General features: G+C 65.4%; 20 protein-coding genes. 17 read left to right on the top strand and 3 right to left on the bottom strand.

Annotated elements, in window-relative coordinates; translation table 11 throughout:
• Positions 1 to 65 precede the first annotated feature (65 nt).
• The 6 genes from CXX84_RS00675 (at position 66) to CXX84_RS00650 (ending at position 7,122) form a co-directional block, all read left to right on the top strand.
• On the top strand, positions 66 to 956 hold the full coding sequence (locus CXX84_RS00675; protein WP_102974813.1) for a F0F1 ATP synthase subunit gamma: 891 nt from the start codon (positions 66 to 68) through the stop codon (positions 954 to 956).
• 84 nt (positions 957 to 1,040) lie between these two features.
• Complete coding sequence (atpD, locus tag CXX84_RS00670) at positions 1,041 to 2,495, top strand: F0F1 ATP synthase subunit beta (protein ID WP_102974812.1); 1,455 nt, start codon at positions 1,041 to 1,043, stop codon at positions 2,493 to 2,495.
• A 1-nt stretch (position 2,496) separates the two neighbouring features.
• Complete coding sequence (locus CXX84_RS00665; RefSeq protein ID WP_018760117.1) at positions 2,497 to 2,781, top strand: F0F1 ATP synthase subunit epsilon; 285 nt, start codon at positions 2,497 to 2,499, stop codon at positions 2,779 to 2,781.
• Positions 2,782 to 2,791: 10 nt separating this feature from the next.
• Positions 2,792 to 3,223 (top strand): DUF2550 domain-containing protein, encoded by a 432-nt coding sequence (locus CXX84_RS00660; protein ID WP_102974811.1) that lies wholly within the window; start codon positions 2,792 to 2,794, stop codon positions 3,221 to 3,223.
• A 6-nt stretch (positions 3,224 to 3,229) separates the two neighbouring features.
• Complete coding sequence (locus CXX84_RS00655) at positions 3,230 to 4,540, top strand: alpha/beta hydrolase (RefSeq protein WP_102974810.1); 1,311 nt, start codon at positions 3,230 to 3,232, stop codon at positions 4,538 to 4,540.
• 47 nt (positions 4,541 to 4,587) lie between these two features.
• Complete coding sequence (locus CXX84_RS00650) at positions 4,588 to 7,122, top strand: bifunctional lysylphosphatidylglycerol flippase/synthetase MprF (protein WP_102975325.1); 2,535 nt, start codon at positions 4,588 to 4,590, stop codon at positions 7,120 to 7,122.
• Positions 7,123 to 7,247: 125 nt separating this feature from the next.
• Here CXX84_RS00650 and CXX84_RS00645 read toward each other — a convergent pair whose 3' ends face one another.
• Both CXX84_RS00645 and nucS read right to left on the bottom strand, forming a co-directional pair.
• Positions 7,248 to 7,451, bottom strand: a complete 204-nt coding sequence (locus CXX84_RS00645; protein ID WP_011692441.1) for a cold-shock protein — start codon at positions 7,449 to 7,451, stop codon at positions 7,248 to 7,250.
• Positions 7,452 to 7,745: 294 nt separating this feature from the next.
• Positions 7,746 to 8,441 carry an endonuclease NucS gene (nucS, locus tag CXX84_RS00640; protein WP_102974809.1) on the bottom strand — a complete coding sequence of 232 codons (696 nt, stop codon included), beginning with the start codon at positions 8,439 to 8,441 and terminating at the stop codon, positions 7,746 to 7,748.
• Positions 8,442 to 8,546: 105 nt separating this feature from the next.
• On the opposite strand from nucS, the gene CXX84_RS00635 reads away from it, so the two are divergent.
• Positions 8,547 to 8,903 (top strand): ATP/GTP-binding protein, encoded by a 357-nt coding sequence (locus CXX84_RS00635; protein ID WP_102975324.1) that lies wholly within the window; start codon positions 8,547 to 8,549, stop codon positions 8,901 to 8,903.
• 40 nt (positions 8,904 to 8,943) lie between these two features.
• Positions 8,944 to 9,744 carry an alpha/beta hydrolase gene (locus CXX84_RS00630; protein ID WP_102974808.1) on the top strand — a complete coding sequence of 267 codons (801 nt, stop codon included), beginning with the start codon at positions 8,944 to 8,946 and terminating at the stop codon, positions 9,742 to 9,744.
• 35 nt (positions 9,745 to 9,779) lie between these two features.
• Here CXX84_RS00630 and CXX84_RS00625 read toward each other — a convergent pair whose 3' ends face one another.
• Positions 9,780 to 11,090: an AI-2E family transporter gene (locus CXX84_RS00625; RefSeq protein WP_102974807.1), complete on the bottom strand. Its 1,311-nt coding sequence runs from the start codon at positions 11,088 to 11,090 to the stop codon at positions 9,780 to 9,782.
• 191 nt (positions 11,091 to 11,281) lie between these two features.
• Between CXX84_RS00625 and CXX84_RS00620 the strand changes: the two genes are divergently transcribed.
• The 9 genes from CXX84_RS00620 to CXX84_RS00580 all read left to right on the top strand — a co-directional run bounded on the left by CXX84_RS00620 (position 11,282) and on the right by CXX84_RS00580 (position 20,975).
• Entirely contained in the window at positions 11,282 to 12,994 is a 1,713-nt protein-coding gene (locus CXX84_RS00620) for a hypothetical protein (RefSeq protein WP_189337480.1), read from the top strand.
• Between the two features lie 53 nt (positions 12,995 to 13,047).
• Complete coding sequence (locus CXX84_RS00615) at positions 13,048 to 14,028, top strand: tetratricopeptide repeat protein (protein WP_102975322.1); 981 nt, start codon at positions 13,048 to 13,050, stop codon at positions 14,026 to 14,028.
• Entirely contained in the window at positions 14,028 to 15,125 is a 1,098-nt protein-coding gene (locus CXX84_RS00610; protein ID WP_102974806.1) for an NADH:flavin oxidoreductase/NADH oxidase, read from the top strand. Before CXX84_RS00615 ends, CXX84_RS00610 begins: the two co-directional genes overlap by 1 nt.
• 11 nt (positions 15,126 to 15,136) lie before the next feature.
• Positions 15,137 to 15,460, top strand: coding sequence for a DUF3253 domain-containing protein (locus tag CXX84_RS00605; protein ID WP_223252912.1), 324 nt, complete (start codon positions 15,137 to 15,139; stop codon positions 15,458 to 15,460).
• A gap of 77 nt (positions 15,461 to 15,537) precedes the next feature.
• Complete coding sequence (locus CXX84_RS00600; protein WP_223252911.1) at positions 15,538 to 16,377, top strand: ABC transporter ATP-binding protein; 840 nt, start codon at positions 15,538 to 15,540, stop codon at positions 16,375 to 16,377.
• Complete coding sequence (locus tag CXX84_RS00595; protein WP_102974804.1) at positions 16,359 to 17,930, top strand: transporter; 1,572 nt, start codon at positions 16,359 to 16,361, stop codon at positions 17,928 to 17,930. Before CXX84_RS00600 ends, CXX84_RS00595 begins: the two co-directional genes overlap by 19 nt.
• A 20-nt stretch (positions 17,931 to 17,950) precedes the next feature.
• A complete protein-coding gene (nagB, locus tag CXX84_RS00590) occupies positions 17,951 to 18,733 on the top strand; it encodes a glucosamine-6-phosphate deaminase (RefSeq protein WP_102974803.1) in 783 nt (260 codons plus the stop codon).
• Positions 18,734 to 18,852: 119 nt separating this feature from the next.
• Entirely contained in the window at positions 18,853 to 19,194 is a 342-nt protein-coding gene (locus CXX84_RS00585) for a DUF3039 domain-containing protein (protein ID WP_102974802.1), read from the top strand.
• Entirely contained in the window at positions 19,194 to 20,975 is a 1,782-nt protein-coding gene (locus tag CXX84_RS00580; protein WP_102974801.1) for a DEAD/DEAH box helicase, read from the top strand. The genes CXX84_RS00585 and CXX84_RS00580 overlap by 1 nt, the downstream gene beginning before the upstream one ends.
• The last annotated feature ends 48 nt before the right edge of the window (positions 20,976 to 21,023 follow it).

Genomic DNA, 21,023 nt, shown 5'->3' with positions numbered 1-21,023 from the left:
ATCGGGTGTGCCGGGTCCACAGGACCCGGCACACCCGGCCTACGGAACGCTAGGAAAGGATAAGTATGGGAGCCCAGATCCGGGTCTACCGCCAGAAGATCAGCTCGACCACGTCGATGCGCAAGATCTTCAAGGCGATGGAACTGATCGCTACCTCGCGCATCGGCAAGGCCCGTGCGCGCGTAGCAGCTTCACTGCCTTACGCGAACGCGATCACGCGCGCCGTTTCTGCTGTCGCAAGCCAAAGCGAAATCGACCACCCGCTGACCACTGAGCCGGAGCAGATCCGCCGTGCCGCCGTCCTGGTAATTACCGCGGACCGTGGCCTGGCTGGATCGTACTCGGCGAGTGTGCTCAAGCAGGCGGAAGGTCTCATCGAGCTGCTCCACGAAGAAGGCAAGGAAGTCAAGACTTACGTCGTAGGACGTAAGGCCCAGGCCTACTTCGACTTCCGGAACCGTGAATATGCGCGGGTCTGGACCGGAGGGACGGATGCGCCTGAGTTCACTACCGCTCGCGAAATCGGCGAAGCACTGCTGGCCGAGTTCGCTACCGACTACGAAGACGGCGGCGTGGACGAGATCCACGTGGTTTACACCCGCTTCAAGTCCATGGTTACCCAGGAGCCCACTGTCATCCGCCTGCTTCCCCTGGAGGTAGTGGAAGAACAGGCCGCTTCCGAGTCGGACCTGCTGCCGCTGTACGAGTTCGAGCCGGAAACCGAGCGCGTTCTCGACGCTCTGCTGCCGCGCTACATCGAGTCCCGCATCTTCGCGGCCATGCTGCAGGCAGCAGCTTCTGAGCTTGCTGCACGCCAGCGGGCAATGAAGTCCGCCGGCGACAACGCCACGGACCTCATCAAGAAGTACACGCGTCTGCGCAACACGGCCCGCCAGGCTGAAATTACGCAGGAGCTTTCCGAGATTGTGGCCGGCGCCGACGCCCTTGCGTCCTAGCCTGCCCCAGCCCCGGATACCGCTGGACCTGCACCACCACAGATAAACTTAAACCCACGCCATCTACTGAGTGAAGTGAGAGAGATGACTGCCACTGCTACCGAACACGTAGCCGCAACGTCCGGTGCTACCGGCCGCATTGCGCGCGTAATCGGCCCGGTTGTCGACGTCGAATTCCCGGCCGACGCAATCCCGTCCATCTACAACGCCCTCACCACCGAGATTACTCTCAACGGTGTAACCAAGACCATCACGTTCGAGACCTCCCAGCACCTGGGTGACAACCTCGTCCGCGCCATCTCCCTGCAGGCCACCGACGGACTCGTCCGCGGCACGTCTGTCGTGGACAGCGGCGCCCCGATTTCCGTCCCCGTTGGCGACGGAGTCAAGGGCCACATCTTCAACGTCCTGGGCCAGCCCCTGGACGTTGAAGAGTCGGAACTGAACATCAGCGAACGCTGGCCGATCCACCGCAAGGCCCCGAGCTTCGCCTCGCTCGAAGGTTCCACCGAGATGCTGGAAACCGGCATCAAGGTCATCGACCTCCTCACCCCGTACATCAAGGGTGGAAAGATCGGCCTGTTCGGCGGTGCCGGCGTGGGCAAGACCGTTCTGATCCAGGAAATGATCACCCGTGTTGCCCGCAACTTCGGTGGTACCTCGGTATTCGCCGGTGTGGGCGAGCGCACCCGTGAAGGCAACGACCTCTGGGTTGAAATGGAAGAGGCAGGCGTCCTCAAGGACACGGCCCTTGTCTTCGGCCAGATGGATGAGCCGCCGGGAACGCGCCTTCGCGTGGCCCTGTCCGCCCTGACCATGGCAGAGTACTTCCGCGATGTGCAGAACCAGGACGTGCTGCTCTTCATCGACAACATCTTCCGCTTCACACAGGCAGGTTCCGAGGTTTCCACCCTTCTCGGCCGCATGCCTTCCGCTGTGGGCTACCAGCCGAACCTGGCTGACGAGATGGGCCTCCTGCAGGAGCGCATTACCTCCACCAAGGGTCACTCCATCACCTCGATGCAGGCCATCTACGTTCCCGCGGATGACTACACCGACCCGGCGCCGGCAACCACCTTCGCACACCTCGACGCGACCACGGAACTGTCCCGTGAAATCGCATCCCGCGGTCTGTACCCGGCTGTTGACCCGCTGACCTCGACCTCCCGCATCCTGGATCCCCAGTACATCGGCAAGGACCACTACAACACGGCTGTCCGCGTGAAGCAGATCCTGCAGAAGAACAAGGAACTCCAGGACATCATCGCCATCCTCGGTGTCGATGAACTTTCCGAAGAGGACAAGATCGTCGTGTCGCGTGCACGCCGTATCCAGCAGTTCCTTTCGCAGAACACCTACACCGCCAAGCAGTTCACCGGCGTGGAGGGCTCCACGGTTTCCATCAAGGACACCGTCGAAGGCTTCACCGCCATCTGCGACGGCGACCTCGACCACATTGCAGAGCAGGCGTTCTTCAACGTCGGCGGCCTGGATGACGTTGAGCGCCAGTGGGCCAAGATCCAGGAACAGACCAAGTAATATGGCTGAGCTTGAGGTTGAGATTGTCGCAGCGGACCACTTTGTGTGGTCCGGAGCGGCCAAGATGGTCAAGGCCCGCACCAGCGATGGTGAAATCGGAATCCTGCCCGGCCACTCGCCCCTGCTGGCGATCCTGGCCGAAGGTGAACTGGCGATCCAGCCGGTTTCGGGAGACCGTATTGCGGTAGACGTTGACGGCGGATTCTTCTCCGTGGACAACAACCGCGTGGTCATTGTTGCTGACAACGCCCAGCTGGGCGGCTCGGCTACCGCTGGGATCCGCTAGCATCACTTTGATGGACGCACCAAGTATTCCGTTCATCGCCATGGCAATCGCCTTTGGATTGCTGGTTTTTGCACTGTGCCTTTCGGGGGTGCGCCGCTTCAATCTGCGGCGTGCCCTCGGCACGGTGGACGCCTCCATTTGCATGGCTGGAAACAGCTGGCAGATGGGGGTTTGTCGTTATCAGGACAACGACCTTGAGTGGTTCCGCCTGCTGTCTTTAAGCGTCCGTCCCAAGCACAAGTTCAAGCGGCATTCCCTGGAACTGCTTGGCCGCCGAAAGCCCACTGAGGCCGAGGCCGTCAAAGTCCAACCCGACGTCGTCATTGTTGAACTGCGGTATGAAGGCAAGGACCTCCGCCTTGCCATGAAGTTTGACGCCTACACAGGCCTTTCCTCCTGGCTGGAGGCCGGACCGGTCATCGGCGTAGGCACCTGGCGCTAGCCCAACGTGGACTGGCTTTTCGACGTCCGGCTGATGGACGGGCCGTTGTACTGGGTTTCCCTCGTCCTGGGCGTGGCGGGCGCAGCCTATCTCCTGGCGCGCCCTTCCCGTACCGGCCCGAGGCGCTGGCTGTTCCAGCTGTTGGCAGCAGCGGCTGCGGCGTTCGCCGTCGTGTGGACTGTCCACTGGGCCCTCATCAACGTCTTCTCCCTTTTCCCCGAAAACATTCCGGATACCGTGCTGCTCTGGGTTGTTCCCGGAGTGGCCGCCACCTTCCTTCTCCTCCTGCGGGTGCCGCGCAGCGGCTGGCGCAGCCGTGCCACCGGCCTCGCGGCGGTCCTTCTGGTTGCCGCCCTCTCGGCAGTGCAGATCAACGCCTACTTCGGCCTCAACCGCACGGTCAGTGACCTCTTTGGCACTGCCGTAGCACGGATCCCTGCGCTGGAGCAGGAGCTGATGCGGCAGCCAGGGGAGCCAGACGGCGCCGCCCTCCAGGGATGGACACCGCAAGGGGAGATCCCGTCCGGGGGAGTGCTCCGAAAGTCCGTCATTCCGGGCGGGGCATCCGGAATGGACGCCCGGGAAGCCTACATTTACCTCCCGCCCGCCTACTTCGCCGCAAACCGTCCGGCCCTGCCGGTGCTGATGCTGATGGCGGGACAGCCAGGGGGCCCCGCGGACTGGCTGACCGGGGGATCCCTGCAGTCACATATGGACTCCTTCGCTGCATCGCACCGGGGAGTGGCGCCCGTTGTGGTGGTGCCTGATCCCAACGGATCGCAGTCCGCAAACACCATGTGCATGGACAGCAGGATCGCCCGTGCGGATACCTATCTTTCCCGGGACGTCCCGCAATGGATCAAGTCCACCCTCGCCGTCGACACCGACCACAGCAGCTGGGCAGCCGGCGGATTCTCCTTTGGCGGCACGTGTGCCCTGCAAATGGCAACCAGGCACCCGCACCTGTTCCCCGCGGCCCTGTCCTTTTCCGGGGAAGCGGAACCGGCGATTGCCAAGGAACGCGATAAAACCATCGAGGCATCGTTCCCGGGGGACCCTGAGGCCTTCATCCGGCAGACCCCCCTTGTCATGATGGAGCAGGAGCGCTTCGACGGCAGTGGACTGTACCTCACCGCCGGGCAGGACGACCCCGAGTTCGTCGCGTATCTGCGAACCGTGGCAGCAGCAGCAAAGGCTGCCGGCTTCACGGTGCACGCCCACGAGGTGGAGGGCACGGGGCATTCGTGGGATACCTCGTCCAAGCGGATCGCCGACGCCCTGGACTTCCTCGCCGCACGGTGGGGGTTGACCGGGTGAGTTCCGAAAGGCAGGTCCGGCCTGCTGCGCTGGCCTGGTCCACGGTGATGAAGCCCGCCCTCAAGGACGCGGGGGGAGCCCTGAAGTCATGCCCCTTTACGTTGACCGTGCTCGCTGTTTTCCTGTCAGCGGGAGCAGTAACAGGGAGCTTTGCGGCAGGGCCTCCGCAGGACCTGCTGGGGTTCGCCGGGGTCAGTGGACCCGGCCTGCGGAACGGCAACTGGTGGTCGCTTTTTACCAGCCTGTTCTTTGCCACGAATCCGCTGGCCTATGCGGCGGCAGCCCTGATGATCGTGCTTCTGCTGGGATTGGCCGAGCGCAGGCTGGGAACGCGCGCGGCGGCGGCGCTCCTGTTCTGCGGCCAGTTCGCCGCCGTTACGCTGTTCCTCCTGGTGACGCAGATTGCAGGATACGTGGGGGATGGCTGGCTGGACCGGATGGCGGACGATGTCCTGATTGGGCCGTACGCCGCCCTGCTGACGGCCGGGCTCGCAGCCAGCGCGCACCTTCCGGTGCTGTGGCAGCGCCGGCTGCGGACGGCAGTGCTCTCCGTTTCGCTCCTGCTGGTCCTGTATGTGGGGCACGCGGAAACAGTTATTGGACTGCTGGGAGCAGTGCTGGGGCTGGCGGCGGGATGGTGGATCCAGGGGGACGAGGGCCATCTGCACCGGCACCGCTCAACGGGCCGCGAAACCAGGAACCTCCTGGCCCTCACGGTGGCCGTTTTTGCCATCGGGCCCATCCTGACGGGAATCACCCGGGCTCCCACAGGACCGCTGGCCCTCCTGCGCGATGTGCTCCTCAACCCGGTCCCCACCCTCGGGCAGCTGGCGCTCGACTGCGGCGCCACAGTGGAGGCCTCCTGCCTTGAAGCCGGCCAGGCGGGCTTCGCCGGTCCATTCGGACTTGCTTTGGCCGTAGTTCCCGTGGTTCTGCTGCTCATCTGCGCGGATGGCATGCGCCGCGGCCGGCGCCTTGCCCTGAACATTGCCATAGCGGTCCACCTGGCCGTCACGGCGCTGGCTGCCGTGTACCTGGCCCTCTTCGCACTGCTTCCCTCGCGCGGCCTGGTTCCGCAGCCGGCGCCCATGGGCTCAGCGTTTGTGCACGGGCTTCCGCTTGTGGTGGTGCCGTTGCTGCTGGCGTTGGTCCTCTGGCTCAACCGGCGGCAGTTCCGGGTGCAGACGGCCCCCTCCGCCCGCCGGGTGCTTGCCCTGGTGGCTGGAGGATCCTGGCTTGCCCTCGCGGCCACGTATGCCCTGGTGTGGCTATGGTCAGGCGGACCTGCCCGCGACGGGGGCCTGCTGGGCCTGCTTGCGGAGCTTGCCCGGCAATATGTGCCGGTTCCCATCCCGCAGCACTATCACCAGGTTTTCGCTGAGCGCAACGTTCTGGAAGCCGTGCTTTTTGCCGTGTCGGGACCGGTTTTCTGGATCACTTCACTGGCGGCGGTGTGGTGGGTACTGCTGCGAAAGCCCCACAGCACTGACTCCGGTACCAGGGACAGGGACAGGGCGCGGGGGCTCGTGCGCCAAGGGGGCGGTCCGCTCTCCTGGATGACCCTGTGGGAGCCCAACACCTATTGGTTCAGCCGGGACGGCAAGGGTGGAATGGCCTTCCAGCAGCATGGGAGTGTTGCGCTGACGCTCGGCGGCGCCTTCGGACCCGCGGAAAACCAGCAGCACGTCACGGAGGACTTCCTGGCCTACTGCGCCGGCCATGCACTGATACCCGCGCTGTACTCGTGCGACGACGCTGTATGGCCTGCGCTGCAGGAGCGGGGGTTTTCCCGGGTTGCCGTTGCCCAGGAAACACGCCTGCCGGTGCGTGAACTCGAGTTCAAGGGAAAGGAATGGCAGAACGTCAGGACGGCGCTGAACCGGGCCGCCAAGCTGGGAGTGGAGGCCGTCTGGGGGCCATACCACTCGCTGCCCGCCTCACTGAAGTCCAGACTGAGCGAGGTTTCCGAAGAATGGGCAGCAGGAAAATCCGTCCCTGAGATGGGCTTCACCCTGGGCGGTGTGGATGAGCTTGAGGACGAGGAGGTGCTGTGCTGCCTGGCGGTGGATGGCAAGGGAACGGTTCACGGGGTGACCAGCTGGCTTCCGGTGTACGACGGCGGAAGGCTGGTCAGCAGGACGCTGGACGTCATGCGCCGGGGCGCCGAGGGCTTTCCAGGAGTGATGGAGTTCCTGATTGCTTCTGCGGTGCTGGAGTTGCGCGACTCAGTGGAGGTCATTTCCCTGTCCGGGTCTCCGCTTGCGCGGGCGCCCGGCGACCAGCCAGGACGCCAGACGCATGGAATGGCGGGTGAAGACCAGGATGGCGGGGATGCTGACCGGTCAGGACCGGAGAACCTGGTGAAGATCCTGGACCTGGTGGGGCATGCCCTCGAACCTGTCTACGGATTCAGGTCCCTGGCGGCGTTCAAGTCCAGGTTCAAGCCCGAGTACCGGGCGCTTTACCTGTACTACCAGGACCCGTTGCACCTGCCGGCCATTGGCCGTGCCCTGACCCGCGCCTACCTCCCCGGGCTTTCGCTGCCGCAGGGTGCCCGGCTGGTACGCAACCTGGTTAAGTGATTGCCGGCGCGCGGCCGCGGCGTGCCTTGCCCGTCTGTGAACGCAGAGGTTAAAGCGATGGTCCCCGGCACATGTGCCGGGGACCATCGTTTTGCTGCCGCCGCAGTGCGGCTGGCAGGCGGGGACTAGACCAGCGTTACGCCGGTAGCCTGCGGACCCTTGGCGCCCTGGCCGATCTCGAACTGAACGCGCTGGTTCTCATCGAGGGTCTTGAAGCCACCGGTCTGGATTTCGGAGTAGTGGACGAAGACGTCCCCGTCCGAATCATCCGGGGTAATGAAGCCGAAGCCCTTTTCAGCGTTGAACCACTTGACGGTTCCCTGTGCCATGTATTTCTCCTCATTATGGAACTTTTTAAGATCGGCACACCTCGTGCCGGCCTTGGTCACTCCGCGAGAAGAATCCTGGTTCGCCGTCCGGGAAAGGAACCGGCGGTGCAGGAGCTTCGCGCTCGCAACATGTCTTGCGAGCATGAAAAACACCTACACAAAGACTGAGACAAGAATTTCATGCCCGTTCCCGCAGGTCAACGGTTTGGCCTTCAAAACGGACAAATTTTGGGCAAAAAGGAGGTTAATGCGCATGTCAGGAGCTTATGCAGGGGAAACGGAGCAGGGCCGCAGTCAGAAAAGGCGGGATTCACTGTCGTCAACGCCGCGCATCGCATCGTAGTCCAAGGTAATGCAGTCGATCCCGCGGTCGTTGGCGAGGACCTTGGCTTGCGGCTTTATTTGCTGGGCGGCAAAAATACCGCGGACAGGGGCCAGCAGCGGGTCACGGTTAAGCAATTCCAGGTATCGCGTTAATTGCTCGACGCCATCAATATCGCCGCGCCGCTTCAACTCGATGGCAACAGTGGCGCCATTCGCGTCACGGGCGAGAATATCCACCGGGCCAATGGCAGTGAAGTATTCACGGCGGATGAGCGAGTAGCCGGTGCCAAGAGTTTCGATCTGCTCTGCCAGGAGCCGCTGCAGGTCTGCTTCCACGCCGTCCTTGATCAGGCCGGGGTCGACGCCGAGATCGTGGGAGGTCTCATCGAGTTTTTCATGGATGTTGATGATGAGCCTGTCATCAGTCTTGGCAGACTGCACGGTCCACTGCTCCACCACCCCCAGCTCAAGATCCACGTCCTCGGGGGAGGAAACCCGAAGCGTGGCCGGCGGGCTCATCCAGTTGAGCGGCTTATAGGAACCGCCGTCGGAATGGACCAGGACGGAACCGTCGGCCTTTACCAGCAGAAGCCTCGTGGCGAGTGGAAGATGGGCTTTAAGCCGGCCAACGTAATCAACGGAGCATCGGGCTATGACAAGTCGCACGCCGTACAGACTACCGCCTGCCGCAGACCCAGGGAGAAGGGGATGCCCCTTCCCGGGAGGGCCGCCGGGCAGGAAGCCGGCCGGCGGCTGGGGCAGAATGAATGCATGCCCCGCTCCAACCGACCCCGCCGCCCCGTGTCAGGAAAGGGTTCCGTGTCCGGAAAAGCCGGTGCCGGGAGGAAGGGCAGCCGGGACGTCCCCGAGCTGGACCTGGAGCGGGCACGGGCCGGCATCGCCCGGCGGGAGAGCGCCCCGGACGGCGAGTGGATGGTCCGGTCCATCACCGCCAAAAACGCCGGAAAGACCTATATCTGCCCCGAATGCTCCACAGCGGTGCTGCCCGGTGTGGCCCATCTGGTGGTGTGGAAGGACGACCACCTGTTCGGTGCTGCCGCCGGCCTGGCCGAGCGTCGGCACTGGCACACCAACTGCTGGATGTCACGGAGTTACCGCTACCGCTGAGGCGGGAAAAGTTGCTCCCGCTGTCGCTAAGCTGGCAGGCATGACTTTCCATCCGCCGTCGTACGATTTCCGCCAGGGCCCAGGCCCCACTCCCATCCGTGCCTCCACAGTGTTGCCCGCCAGGCGCGAAAACGTGAAGCTGCACACGGAGGACGGCCACACCCTGGTGGCGGAGCTGTCGTTGCCGGAAAGCGGTCCCGTGCATGCCACGCTGATCACCCTGCATCCGCTTCCAACCCACGGCGGATTCATGGACTCGCACGTGTACCGCAAGGCCTCCTACCGGCTGCCCGCGCTCGCCGGAATCGCCGTGCTGCGGTTCAACACGCGCGGAACTGGATCCCCGCACGGCACCAGCAGCGGGGCCTTCGACGAAGGGATCGGGGAACGCCACGACATGGAGGCAGCGGTCCGCTTCGCAGTGGAACGCGGGCTGCCCAACCGGTGGCTGGTGGGATGGTCCTTCGGTACCGAACTTGCGCTGATGTATGGAGCCGTGGAACCGGTGGCATCGCAGATCGAGGGAGCCATCCTCCTGTCGCCCCCGCTGCACCGTGCGACGGACAAGGACCTGCTGCAGTGGGCGGCGTCAGGCAAGCCGCTCACGGTGCTTGTGCCGGAGCACGATGACTACCTCAAGCCCGATGAGGCAACCGGCCGCTTCAGCCTGGTTCCGCAGGCACGGGTCGTGGGCGTAGCCGGGGCCAAACACCTGTGGGTCGGCGAGAAGTACGCCGCCAGGGTCCTTAACGAGATCGTTGATGACGTCAGCGAGGCAGGATCAGGGGCGGACGGGCTGCCGCAGGAGTGGGACGGACCCGCGGCTACCGCCTCAGCGTAAGGCGTAAGGCGTAAGGGCCCGCCCGGCGCCGTGGATCAGTGCTGGTCCTGGCGGACGATGTAGATTTCCCTGATCAGCAGCAGGACGGCAGCCGCCGTGGGTATGGCGATCAGTGCACCGAGCACGCCCAGCAGGCTGCCGCCGGCGATGACAGAGATGACAGCCACGGCGCCCGGAACCGCCACAGCCTTCTGCATGATCCGGGGGGAGATGAAGTACGCCTCGAACTGGAGGTAGGAGAAGTAGCAGATACCGTAGATGGCCGCCGTCTGCCAGCCTTCCGTGAGCGACACCAGCAGCACCACAATCCCCGCGATCATGCCGCCCACCAGCGGAATGAAGGCGAGCAGCGCCACGACGAACGCCAGCAGCAGGGCAAAGGGGATGCCCACAATGGACATCACGATGAAGGCGAAGGTGGCGTTCAGGAGGGCAACCACTGCCTGGCCGATCACGTAGTTGCCCACGGAGCGGGTGATCTCCTCGGACAAAGCTTCCACCCGGTGCCGTCTGGACCGCGGGGCAAGACGATAGCCCCACTTCTTCATTGCAGGCAGCGCGGCCAGGAAGTACAGGCTTAGCACCAGGACAATCAGGGTGCCGAAAAGCCCATTGGCAATGGTGGAACCAAAGCCGACGACGCCGCCAAAGATTCCGCCCATTGCAGCGGGGTCGTTCACGAACTTGTCCAGCTCTTCGGTGATGCGGTCACGGACGCCGAACTGGTCGTCCAGGCTGCGGAAGAATTCGGAATCGATAAAATCGCGGATCCACTCCGGTGCCTGCTGGACGATCTCCGTGACCTGGTCCACGATGGTGGGAATCAGGGTGGCGAAAAATCCGACGACGGCGCTCACCAGAACCGTGACGGAGACCAGGATGCCGGCGGGGCGGGGGATTTTCCGGCCCTCCAGCCAGCCGACCACGGGTTCGAGTCCCAGCGCGATAAACAGCGCTGCAACGATCCACAGCAGCAGCTGGGTGGTGTTGGAACCGATCCAGTAGACCAGCAGGGCAAGCCCAACCCCGACAGTTCCCATAAAACCCAGGTACAGGGGATGCTGCGGCGAAATCCGGGGGCCGGGGCTGCCGAACTGCGGCTGCACTTCGCCCTCCTCGCTGCCGCCCTCCCCGTTCTGGCGCGCGTAGTCCGGCGGCATCTCGAACCGGAGCCGTGGCTGGGCACCCGGCAGGGGCTGGCGCAGGCGGTGAACCAGAAGCCCAAGAGCAGCCGCGGCGGGCCTCTTCCGGCGGGCAGCTGCAGGACCCTGGGGACCGGCTGCCGGCGGCTGCGTACCCCCCGGGTTCTCTGGTGCCGCGGAGGATGCGTCCGTCTTGTCAGTCACTGGTTTTGGGGGCCTGTTCCGTACATGGCGCCGCCTGCGCGGGCCGGTGTGATGATCATCGCAAACACTATCAGCAGCCTTGTCAACAGCAGATGAAGGGGCAGGTCAGTGGTCCGCGGGAGGTCCGCAGGAAAGCCCCGGGCCGGGCTCCCGATGACAAAACGGATACCATGAAGGGTAAACCCCCGCTGATGATAGGTGTTCCCTTGCGTTTAAAGACTGCAGTCGCACTTGTGCTGCTCGGCCTCCTGACACTTTTGGCAGGTATCGGCCAGAGGACCATCTGGGCTCCCTCCGAGACCTTTACTGCCTCCGCTCCGGCCGATGCTGCCGCTGCGCCGCTGACCGTATTTGACCAGGACCTGCGCACCCTTCACGGCGGGTCCGTCACCATCAACATCGAGGGTGACGGAAACTTCCTGCTGGCAGCAGGCCGTCCGGGCGATGTGGATGCATGGATCGGCCAGGCAGCCCACAACACCATCACCGGGGTTTCCGAGGACGAAAAGTCGCTTCAGGTTGAGCACGCCGACGGCGAAGCCACCGCACCCAACCCCGCGGGCTCCGACCTCTGGGTTTCCACGGAGAACGCCAGCGGCGAGCTCGAATACTCATGGACCCCGCCGGCTGACGGCGACTGGACCCTCCTGCTGGCGTCCGATGGCACCCAGCCCGCCCCGGCTTCCATCTCCATGACCTTCCCCAACGACACCTCCACCCCCTGGGCCATCCCGTTGATGGTCCTGGGTTCGATCCTGATCCTGGCCGGCATCGCACTTGCCCTGCTCTCTGCCCGCAAGCGCAACGGTGAAGGCAATGGCGAAGGCAGCGGTTTTGCCCAGCGCGCCCGCGTCCGCAGTGAAGCACGGCAGTCGTCGCGGGTATCCATGGCAGCCGCAGGTGTGGTTGCTGCAGCCGTCGTAGCCGGAACCGGTGCGGCTGCGAATGCGACTTCTCCTGCGCCCGGGACTTCCCCGGCCCCGTCATCTTCCGCATCGCCTGCCGCCCAGAAGCCGTCCGCTTCGCCCGTCCTGCTGGATGCACAGTTCCGCCGGATCCTGGAACAGGTGTCGAGCGCCGTGGACGCGGGCGATGCAGCCAAGGACGCCGCAAAACTCTCCGACCGGGTGGGCGGGACTGAACTGGAAGTCCGCACCCAGAATTACAAGATCCGCTCTCAGGTTGGTTCCTACGAGGCGCGCATGCCGGTCCGTTCCACCAAACTCCTCACCACTGTGGTGACCAGCGACCCTGAGTGGCCGAGGTCGGTCATGGCCGTGACCCAGGGTGAGGGCAATGTGGTGCCGCAACTCCTGACACTCGTCCAGTCCTCTCCGCGGGAGAACTACAAGCTGGTGGAAACCAACCCGCTCCAGCCGGGAACCACGTTCCCCACCATCAGCCGGGACGGTACCGAGACACTGGCTGCAGGCGACAAGACAGGCCTGCTCTACAGCGGTGAAGAAGCCCTGTCCGGCCTTGCCGACCGCCTCACCACCCCGGACTCGGCCTTCAAGGACAAGCTGGTTGAAGGGGAATCCTCGCCGTACATCGCCGACACCCTGTCCTACCAGGCTGAAGTGGTGAAGGCCGGCGAAAACGGCAACTTCTCCTTCACGCACAAGGTGGTCCCGGAAAGCACCGTTGTTTTCCGGACGGCCGATGGCGGTGCGCTGGTACTGGGCCGGATCAACTTCGGCTTCGAGGGCACGCCGAAGGCCGCGGGTGACAAGCTCACCATCGGTGACGATGCAGCTGCACTGGCAGGCGGCAAGGAAACCACCACGGGCATGGTCCTGAGCTTTGCCGAGTCAGTGGGCGTTTACATCCCGCCGGCGGGATCGACTGACCCGATGAGGCTTGTCGCCGCAACCCGCGGCCTGACAGGGGCCAGCTTCAAGTAACCCCGGTTCCGGCAGTAGCCCCGGCAGCGGCCGGAGTGGCTAGAGTGGAAAGCATGAGTTCGCCAGCTTCCCGCCCAGTCCCTCCTGCCGCTGCCAACCTGCTTAACCTGCGCGGCGCCGTCGACCTTTCCGCTCTCAAGCAGCGCCCGGCCCCGCCTGCCGGAAGTGGAACACCACCGCAGGAGGGCGCTCAGGCAGGAGCGCAGGCCGGTGCCCCCGAACTGAGTGTCAACGTCACGGAGGGCAACTTCCAGCAGCTGGTGGAGCTTTCGGCGCAGGTGCCGGTGGTGTTCGCCCTGTGGGCCTCCTATTCACCGGAGTCCGCAAACATGCTGGAGGTGCTGGAGCGGGTGGTGGCAGGCTACGCCGGCCGGCTGGTCCTCGGCGCCGCAGACATTGAAGCCTTCCCGCAACTGGCCCAGGCCTTCCAGGTCCAGGCCGTTCCCACCGCCGTGGCCGTCCTGAAAGGCCAGCCGGTGCCGCTCTTCCAAGGCGGCGCCGATGAGCAGCAGGTCCGCGCCCTCCTTGACGAACTGCTGAAAGTGGCAGCAGCGAACGGTGTGACCGGAAGCCTGGGCGCGGGCGCCGCCGATGAGGACGCCCCGGCGCCGCTGCCGCCGCTGCACCAGGCAGCGTATGACGCCATCGAGGCGGGGGACTACGCGGCAGCAGCTGCCGCCTACCGCCAGGCGCTGACTGAAATGCCGGCGGACCATGAGGCAAAGGCAGGCCTGGCCCAGGTGGAGCTGATGGCCAGGCTGCAGCCGCTTTCCGCCCAGGACAGCGACGCCCTCCGGACCCTGGCGGCCAACGAGCCCGACAACCTTGACGCACAGCTGGGTGTGGCGGACCTCGATGTGGCAGGCGGCCATGTGGAAGATGCGCTCAGCCGCGTGGTGTCCTTTATCGGCAGGAACTTCGGGCCGGAGCGTGAGACTGCCCGAGTCCGACTGCTGGAGCTGTTCGATGTGGTGGGCGCCGCGGACGAGCGCGTAGGCAAGGCCCGCCAGGCGCTCGCGAGGGTGCTCTTCTAGTGCCGGCGCTGTTCCAGCCGCTGCAGCTCCGCTCGCTGGAGCTCCAGCACCGCGGCTGGGTGTCGCCGATGTGCCAGTACAGCTGCGATCCCGACGACGCCCCGGGAGTCCCCAACGACTGGCACCTGATGCACCTGGGATCTTTCGCAGTGGGCGGCGCCGCGCTGATCCTCACTGAGGCTGCCGCGGTCAACGCCGGGGGCAGGATCAGTCCCCGCGATGCCGGCCTCTACAACGATGAGCAGGCGGAGGCCTGGGAGCGCGTCGTTTCCTTCGTGCACCGTCACGGCGCGGCGGGAGCCAAAATCGGCGTCCAGCTCGCCCATGCAGGCAGGAAGGCTTCCACCTACTGGCCTTTTTCCGGCAGGAGCGGCAGTGCGCCGGAGTCCGACGGCGGATGGACCACCGTCGGTCCGTCACCGGTGGCCTTCGACGGGTACGCCGTACCCGTTGAGATGACCGAAGATCAGATCAACGGTGTAATTGGCGACTTCGCTGCCGCCGCCGGGCGGGCCGTGGACGCCGGCTTCGACACGATCGAAATCCACGGTGCCCACGGTTACCTGCTGCACCAGTTCCAAAGCCCCCTGATCAATATGCGGACCGATTCCTGGGGCGGCGACGAAACGGGACGGAACCGGCTGACGCTGGCAGTGGTTGACGCCGTGCGCGCTGTCATTCCGGAGTCCATGCCGCTGCTCCTCAGGATCTCGGCCAGCGACTGGGCAGAAGGCGGCGTGGACCTGGCCGCCTCCGTACACCTGGCACGGGAGGCAGCCGGCCACGGTGTGGATCTCATTGACGTGTCCAGCGGGGGAGCAGTTGCCCATCAGCAGATCAAGGCCGGCCCTGGGTACCAGACCGGTTTTTCCGCCGCCATCCGGAAAGAAGCCGGCGTGGCCACGGGGACGGTCGGTTTGCTGACCTCGGCGGGGCAGGCTGAGCACGCCGTTGCCACCGGGCAAGCGGACGGTGTCCTCATTGCGAGGGCAGCGCTGCGGGACCCGCACTGGTGGCTGCGTGCCGCCTTCGAGCTGGGTCATGACATGGCGTGGCCGCCGCAATACGAGCGTGCAGTCCCCCGGCGATCCTTCTGATGGGACAGCGGATGGCCGGCAGCAACAGTGGAAAGGCCGCGGCCGGTGACAAGACGGCAAGGCCCGCTGACGGACCAATCCCCGCTGACAGGATTGGCCGGCAGTTGGAAGCTGTCATCCTGGAACTCCTGGCGGCCAGGGCCGCCACCTCCACCATCTGCCCGTCCGAGGCGGCCCGTGCTGTGGGCGGCGAGAACTGGCGGGACCTGATGGAGCCTGCACGCAGGGCTGCCGGGCGGCTGGTCGAAGCCGGGGAGGTCCAGGTCACCCAGGGTGGATCGGTGGTGGACCCGACCGCTGCCAGGGGGCCGATCCGTATCCGCAAGGTCCGTTAGGACGGCCGCCCCTACGCCTATTTCACTACTCCTCCGGGAGGACCCCGGGGCGGGGACCGGAGGGCTAGTCTGGCTTCATGACTGCTCCGCAACCCGACCCTGTGCTGCAACCCGACCCTGTGCTGCACTCCGGCGCAGTGGGGCAACCCCACTCCGCTCCGGCCGTGCCCGCCCTGTCCATCCGCGGGCTGGCCAAGCGCTTCGGCGGGAAGATCGCCGTCGACGGCATCAGCCTGGACGTCCCTGCCGGATCCTTCTACGGCATTGTTGGTCCCAACGGCGCCGGCAAGACCACCACCCTTTCCATGGCAACCGGCCTCCAGCGTCCGGACTTCGGAACAGCCGCGGTGCACGGCGTGGACGTGTGGCAGCGCCCGCTCGAAGCCAAAAGGCTGATGGGCATCCTTCCGGACGGGGTGCGCCTGTTCGACCGGCTGACCGGCGAGCAGCTGATCACCTACGCCGGGCTGCTGCGCGGGATGGACAAAGCCGTTGTCGCCGCCCGGGTTGCCGACCTCCTTATCGCCATGGATCTCCAGGACGACGCCGGCACACTGGTGGTGGACTACTCGGCCGGCATGACAAAGAAGATTGCGCTGGCCTCCGCGCTGATCCACGCGCCCAGGCTGTTGGTCCTGGACGAACCTTTCGAGGCGGTGGACCCCGTTTCTGCGGCCAACATCCGCTCCATCCTCGACGGCTATGTCCGGTCCGGCGGCACCGTCATCGTTTCCAGCCACGTCATGGACCTGGTGCAGCGGATGTGCGACCACGTGGCGGTGGTGGCCGGCGGCCGCCTGCTTGCCGCCGGAACCGTCGACGAGGTGCGCGCCGGTGCAACCCTCGAGGACCGGTTCGTGCAGCTGGTGGGCGGCCGGAGCCACACGGAAGGGCTGGAATGGTTGCGCACCTCCTAAGGCTCAAGCTGATCCTGCTGCGGAACGGATTGCGGCGCAGCCCGTGGCAACTGGTGGGCATGGCCTTCGCCGGGCTTTACGCTGTGGGCGTGGTGGCAACGCTGGTGACGGCACTGGTGCTGCTGCGCGGCCAGCCGGACGACCTTGCGCAAACGGTTGTGGTACTGGTGGGTTCCGCCGCCATCCTTGGCTGGGGGCTTGTTCCGCTGATTGCGTCTGCCACGGACATGACGCTGGACCCTGCACGGTTCACCACCTTTGCGATTCCCATGAAGCAGATGCTGGCAGGCCTGGCCCTCGGCGGCCTGATCGGAATTCCCGGAGTGGCAACGTCCCTGGTTGCCTTGTCCACAGTGGTTACCTGGTCCCGGGGCGTCCTTCCTGCCCTCGCCGCGTTTGTGGGAGCAGTGCTGGGCGTGCTGACCTGCGTGGTTCTTGCCAAAGTGGTAACCACCGCAACTGCAAGCCTGGCGGCCTCACGCCGGTTCAAGGACATCAGTGCCATCGCGTTCATAGTGCCGCTCGTCCTGCTGGGGCCGCTTGTGGCGGGACTGGGCCAAGGCATCTCCGTGTCTTTCGGGCAACTGCCCGGCTTTGTCCGGACGTTGTCCTGGACGCCGCTGGGCGCCCCGTGGTCTATTGCCGGTGATGTGGCGGCAGGCCAGACGGGTGCCGCGGCACTGAAGCTGCTGATTTCGGTCGCGACGCTTGCCGCCCTTGCCTGGGCCTGGAAGCTCCTGCTGGAACGGGCGCTGGTAACTCCTCCATACGCCGGCAGTGGGAAGCGGAAAGGCGGCAGGCTCGGCCTGCTGGCACTGTTGCCCGCAACGCCTGCCGGCGCCGTGATGGCACGGTGCCTCACGTACTGGCTCCGGGATCCGAGGTATTCGGGCTCACTTGTGGTGATCCCGCTGCTTCCCGTCGTGCTGGCCTTCCAGGGAGCCCAGACCGGGGACTTCACCAGCCTGGGTGTCCTGGCGCCGCTGTCCGCGTTCATCCTGGCCTGGTCCATCTCCGCAGATGTGTCCTATGACAACACTGCCTTTGCCCTTCATCTGGCCACCGGTGTCCGGGGCGTAGCGGACCGGCTGGGCCGCGCCCTTGCCTGCCTTGCCTTCGCCCTGCCGGTGGTCCTGGTGTTCGCCCTGGGCTACTCCGCCCTGACGGGGGACTGGGCGGGCCTGCCCGGCCAGCTGGGCCTGAGCCTGGGCATCCTGTTCACCGGGCTGGGGCTGTCCTCGGTTGTCTCCGCCCGCTACACCGTGGCCGTTCCGCTGCCGGGCGACAGCCCGTTCAAGAAGCCGCCCGGCAACGTGGGACAGACCCTGGCCGTACAGTTCGGAGGGCTGCTGGTCCTGATGCTCCTGGTCCTGCCCGAGGTCGGGCTCCTCATCGCCCAGGTCGTGACGGGCAACAGCCTGTTTGGCTGGCTCAACCTCGCCACCGGGACAGTCCTGGGTACGGGCCTGTTTGTAGCAGGCGTGAGGCTCGGCGGAAAATGGCTGGAAGCCCGCGGACCCGAGCTCCTGGCGCAGGTCTCGGTCAACCGCTGACAGTTCGTGGAAGGAACAGCATGGAGGTTGTGATCCTCAACGGGAGCAAACAGATTGCACAGCTTGCCGCTGACGCCATCGGGGAGCTGCTTCGGCGCAAGCCTGACGCCGTCCTGGGACTGGCTACGGGTTCGTCCCCGCTGCCGGTCTACGATGAGCTGGCCCTGAGGCATGAGCGGGACGGCCTGGATTTCAGCCGTGCCTCCGGCTTTGCACTGGACGAATACGTTGGCCTCCCTCCGGGGCACCCCGAGTCCTACCGCGAAGTGGTCCTCCGGGAATTCACCAACCGGGTGAACATCCGGCCGGAGAACGTGCATGGGCCGGACGGTTCCGCTGCTGATATCCCGGCTGCCTGCAGTGCTTACGAGGAAGCCATCGCCGCCGCCGGCGGTGTTGACCTGCAGATCCTGGGCGTAGGCACGGACGGGCACATTGCCTTCAATGAACCGGGCTCCTCCTTCACCTCAAGGACCCGGATCAAAAGCCTCATCGAACAGACCCGCCGGGACAACGCGCGTTTCTTCGACAGCCTCGCCGATGTCCCGCACCATGTCCTCACCCAGGGGCTGGGGACCATCATGGATGCGCGGCACGTCATGCTGGTGGCGACTGGGGCGCAAAAGGCCCAGGCAGTCCGCGACCTTGTGGAGGGTCCTGTTTCCGCCATCTGCCCGGCGTCGATCCTCCAGTTCCATCCGCACGCCACGGTCCTGCTCGATGAGGCCGCGGCATCAGCACTGAAGCTAGCGGATTTTTACCGGCACACCTATGACAACAAGCCCGCCTGGCAGGGGATTTAGCGGCAGCGCACCGGGGCACGTTTTCCGGTGGAAGGTCCCGGCGGCGGCCGTTGCGGAAGGGCTGTTTCTGCCGGCGGAGGCGCGCTGGCGTCGAACGCCGGGCCGCCGGAACAGCTAAGATGGTTCGCATGACTAGCACTGCGGACCCTCTCGACAACGACCCGATGCGCGAGCTTTCCGGGGCTGGAACGTCCACAGCCACCATTGAGCGCGAGGAACAGCGCCAGGAGGTGGAGCCGGGCGACCGTGAGCGCTTTTCGCACTATGTGCGGAAGGAAAAGATCATGGAGTCGGCCCTGACCGGGGACCCTGTCATTGCCCTGTGCGGCAAGGTCTGGACCCCGGGCCGGGATCCGCAGAAGTTCCCGGTCTGCCCCATGTGCAAAGAGGTTTATGACGGCCTCCGCCCGGGGAACGACGGCGGCAAGGGTCCCGGAGGGGACTCGGGCAACAACAAATAGTGACGGAGACGCTTTTTGGCGGCCCCACCCTGCCTCCGGCTTATCCGGAACGCGCAGCCTGGGGAACCGCCCCGAAACTCCGCGCCTGGCAGCAGGAAGCCCTGGACCTCTACCTGAGGACAAGTCCCCGGGACTTCCTTGCCGTGGCTACGCCCGGCGCCGGCAAGACGACCTTTGCCCTCCGGGTGGCATCCACGCTCATTGACTCAGGCGCGGTCAACAGGGTGACTATTGTGGCGCCTACGGACCACCTCAAAAGGCAGTGGGCGGATGCGGCAGCCAAGGTGGGCATTGCCATCGACCCCAACTTCAAGAACTCGGACGGCCAGCACGGCCGCGGCTTTATCGGTGTTGCCGTCACGTATGCCCAGGTGGCCAGCAAGCCGATGCTTCACCGTGCGAAGACCGAAGCTGCGCGTACCCTGGTGATCCTGGACGAGATCCACCACGGCGGCGAGGCGCTGTCCTGGGGCGACGGCCTGCGTGAAGCCTTTGACCCCGCGGTGCGTCGGCTTTCCCTGACGGGTACGCCGTTTCGTTCGGACACTTCCCCCATTCCCTTCGTGGAGTATGCCGAGGACAGGGACGGCATTCGCCGTTCCAAGGCTGACTACACCTACGGTTACGGCAACGCGCTGCGGGACCACGTGGTCCGTCCGGTGATGTTCATGGCCTATTCCGGACAGATGCGCTGGCGGACCAGCGGCGGCGAGGAAATGGCCGCGTCCCTGGGAGAAGCCGCCGTGACCAAGGACATCACGTCCCACGCATGGCGCACCGCACTGAACCCGGCGGGCGAATGGATTCCGGCTGTGCTGGCCGGCGCGGACAAGCGCCTGAGCGAGGTGCGCCGTACAGTTCCCGACGCCGGCGGCCTGGTGATTGCCACCGACCACGAGGATGCCCGGGCCTACGCCGGGCAGCTCAAGAGGATTACCGGGGAGTCACCCACGGTCATCCTGTCCGATGACGCGAAGGCATCGAGCAAGATCGAGGAGTTCACCGCCAGCGAGAAACGCTGGATGGTGGCTGTCCGGATGGTGTCCGAGGGCGTTGACGTGCCGCGGCTTTCTGTCGGCGTCTATGCAACCTCGACGTCGACCCCGTTGTTCTTCGCCCAGGCCGTGGGCCGCTTCGTGCGTGCCCGCAAACGGGGGGAGACGGCGTCGGTCTTCCTGCCCTCGGTTCCGCAGCTGATGGCACTGGCCAACTCCATGGAGGCTGAACGGGACCACGCCCTGGACCGCCCGGAGAAAGAAGACGCAGACGGGCTCTTTAACCCGGAAGACTCACTCATGGAGGAGGCCAACCGCGAGGAGAAGGCCTCCGACAGCCTGACCAAGGGCAAGTTCGAGGCCCTGGATTCGCAGGCGTCCTTTGACCGGGTGCTGTTCGACGGCGGCGAGTTCGGCACCGGCGGCGAAGTGGGTTCGGATGACGAACTGGACTTCCTGGGCATCCCCGGCCTGCTGGACGCCGAGCAGGTGGGCACGCTCCTGCGGCAGCGCCAGCACGAGCAGCTGAACCGGAAAAGCAGGAAGGCGCCCGCAGCTGCTGAACCCCAGGCCCCGGCCATCCCCGACCACCGGATGCTGATGGACCTCCGCAACGAGCTGGCCAAGAACGTGGCCGCCTGGTCTGCCCGCACAGGGACTCCCCACGGCGTGGTCCACACCAAGCTGCGAACGGTATGCGGGGGCCCGCCTGTGGCACAGGCCAATGAGGAGCAGTTGCAGTCCCGCCTGCGGAAGCTCCAGGACTGGTTTATCGGCCGCACGTAGGCGCACCCTCGCCGGCAGTGCCCCGGGTGCACCCGGGGCGCTGCCGGG

Source organism: Arthrobacter sp. AFG7.2 (assembly GCF_002892835.1).
Taxonomy (GTDB): domain Bacteria; phylum Actinomycetota; class Actinomycetes; order Actinomycetales; family Micrococcaceae; genus Arthrobacter.
The sequence above is the reverse complement of the archived record's forward strand: the minus strand, read 5'-3'. Positions and strand labels throughout refer to the sequence as shown.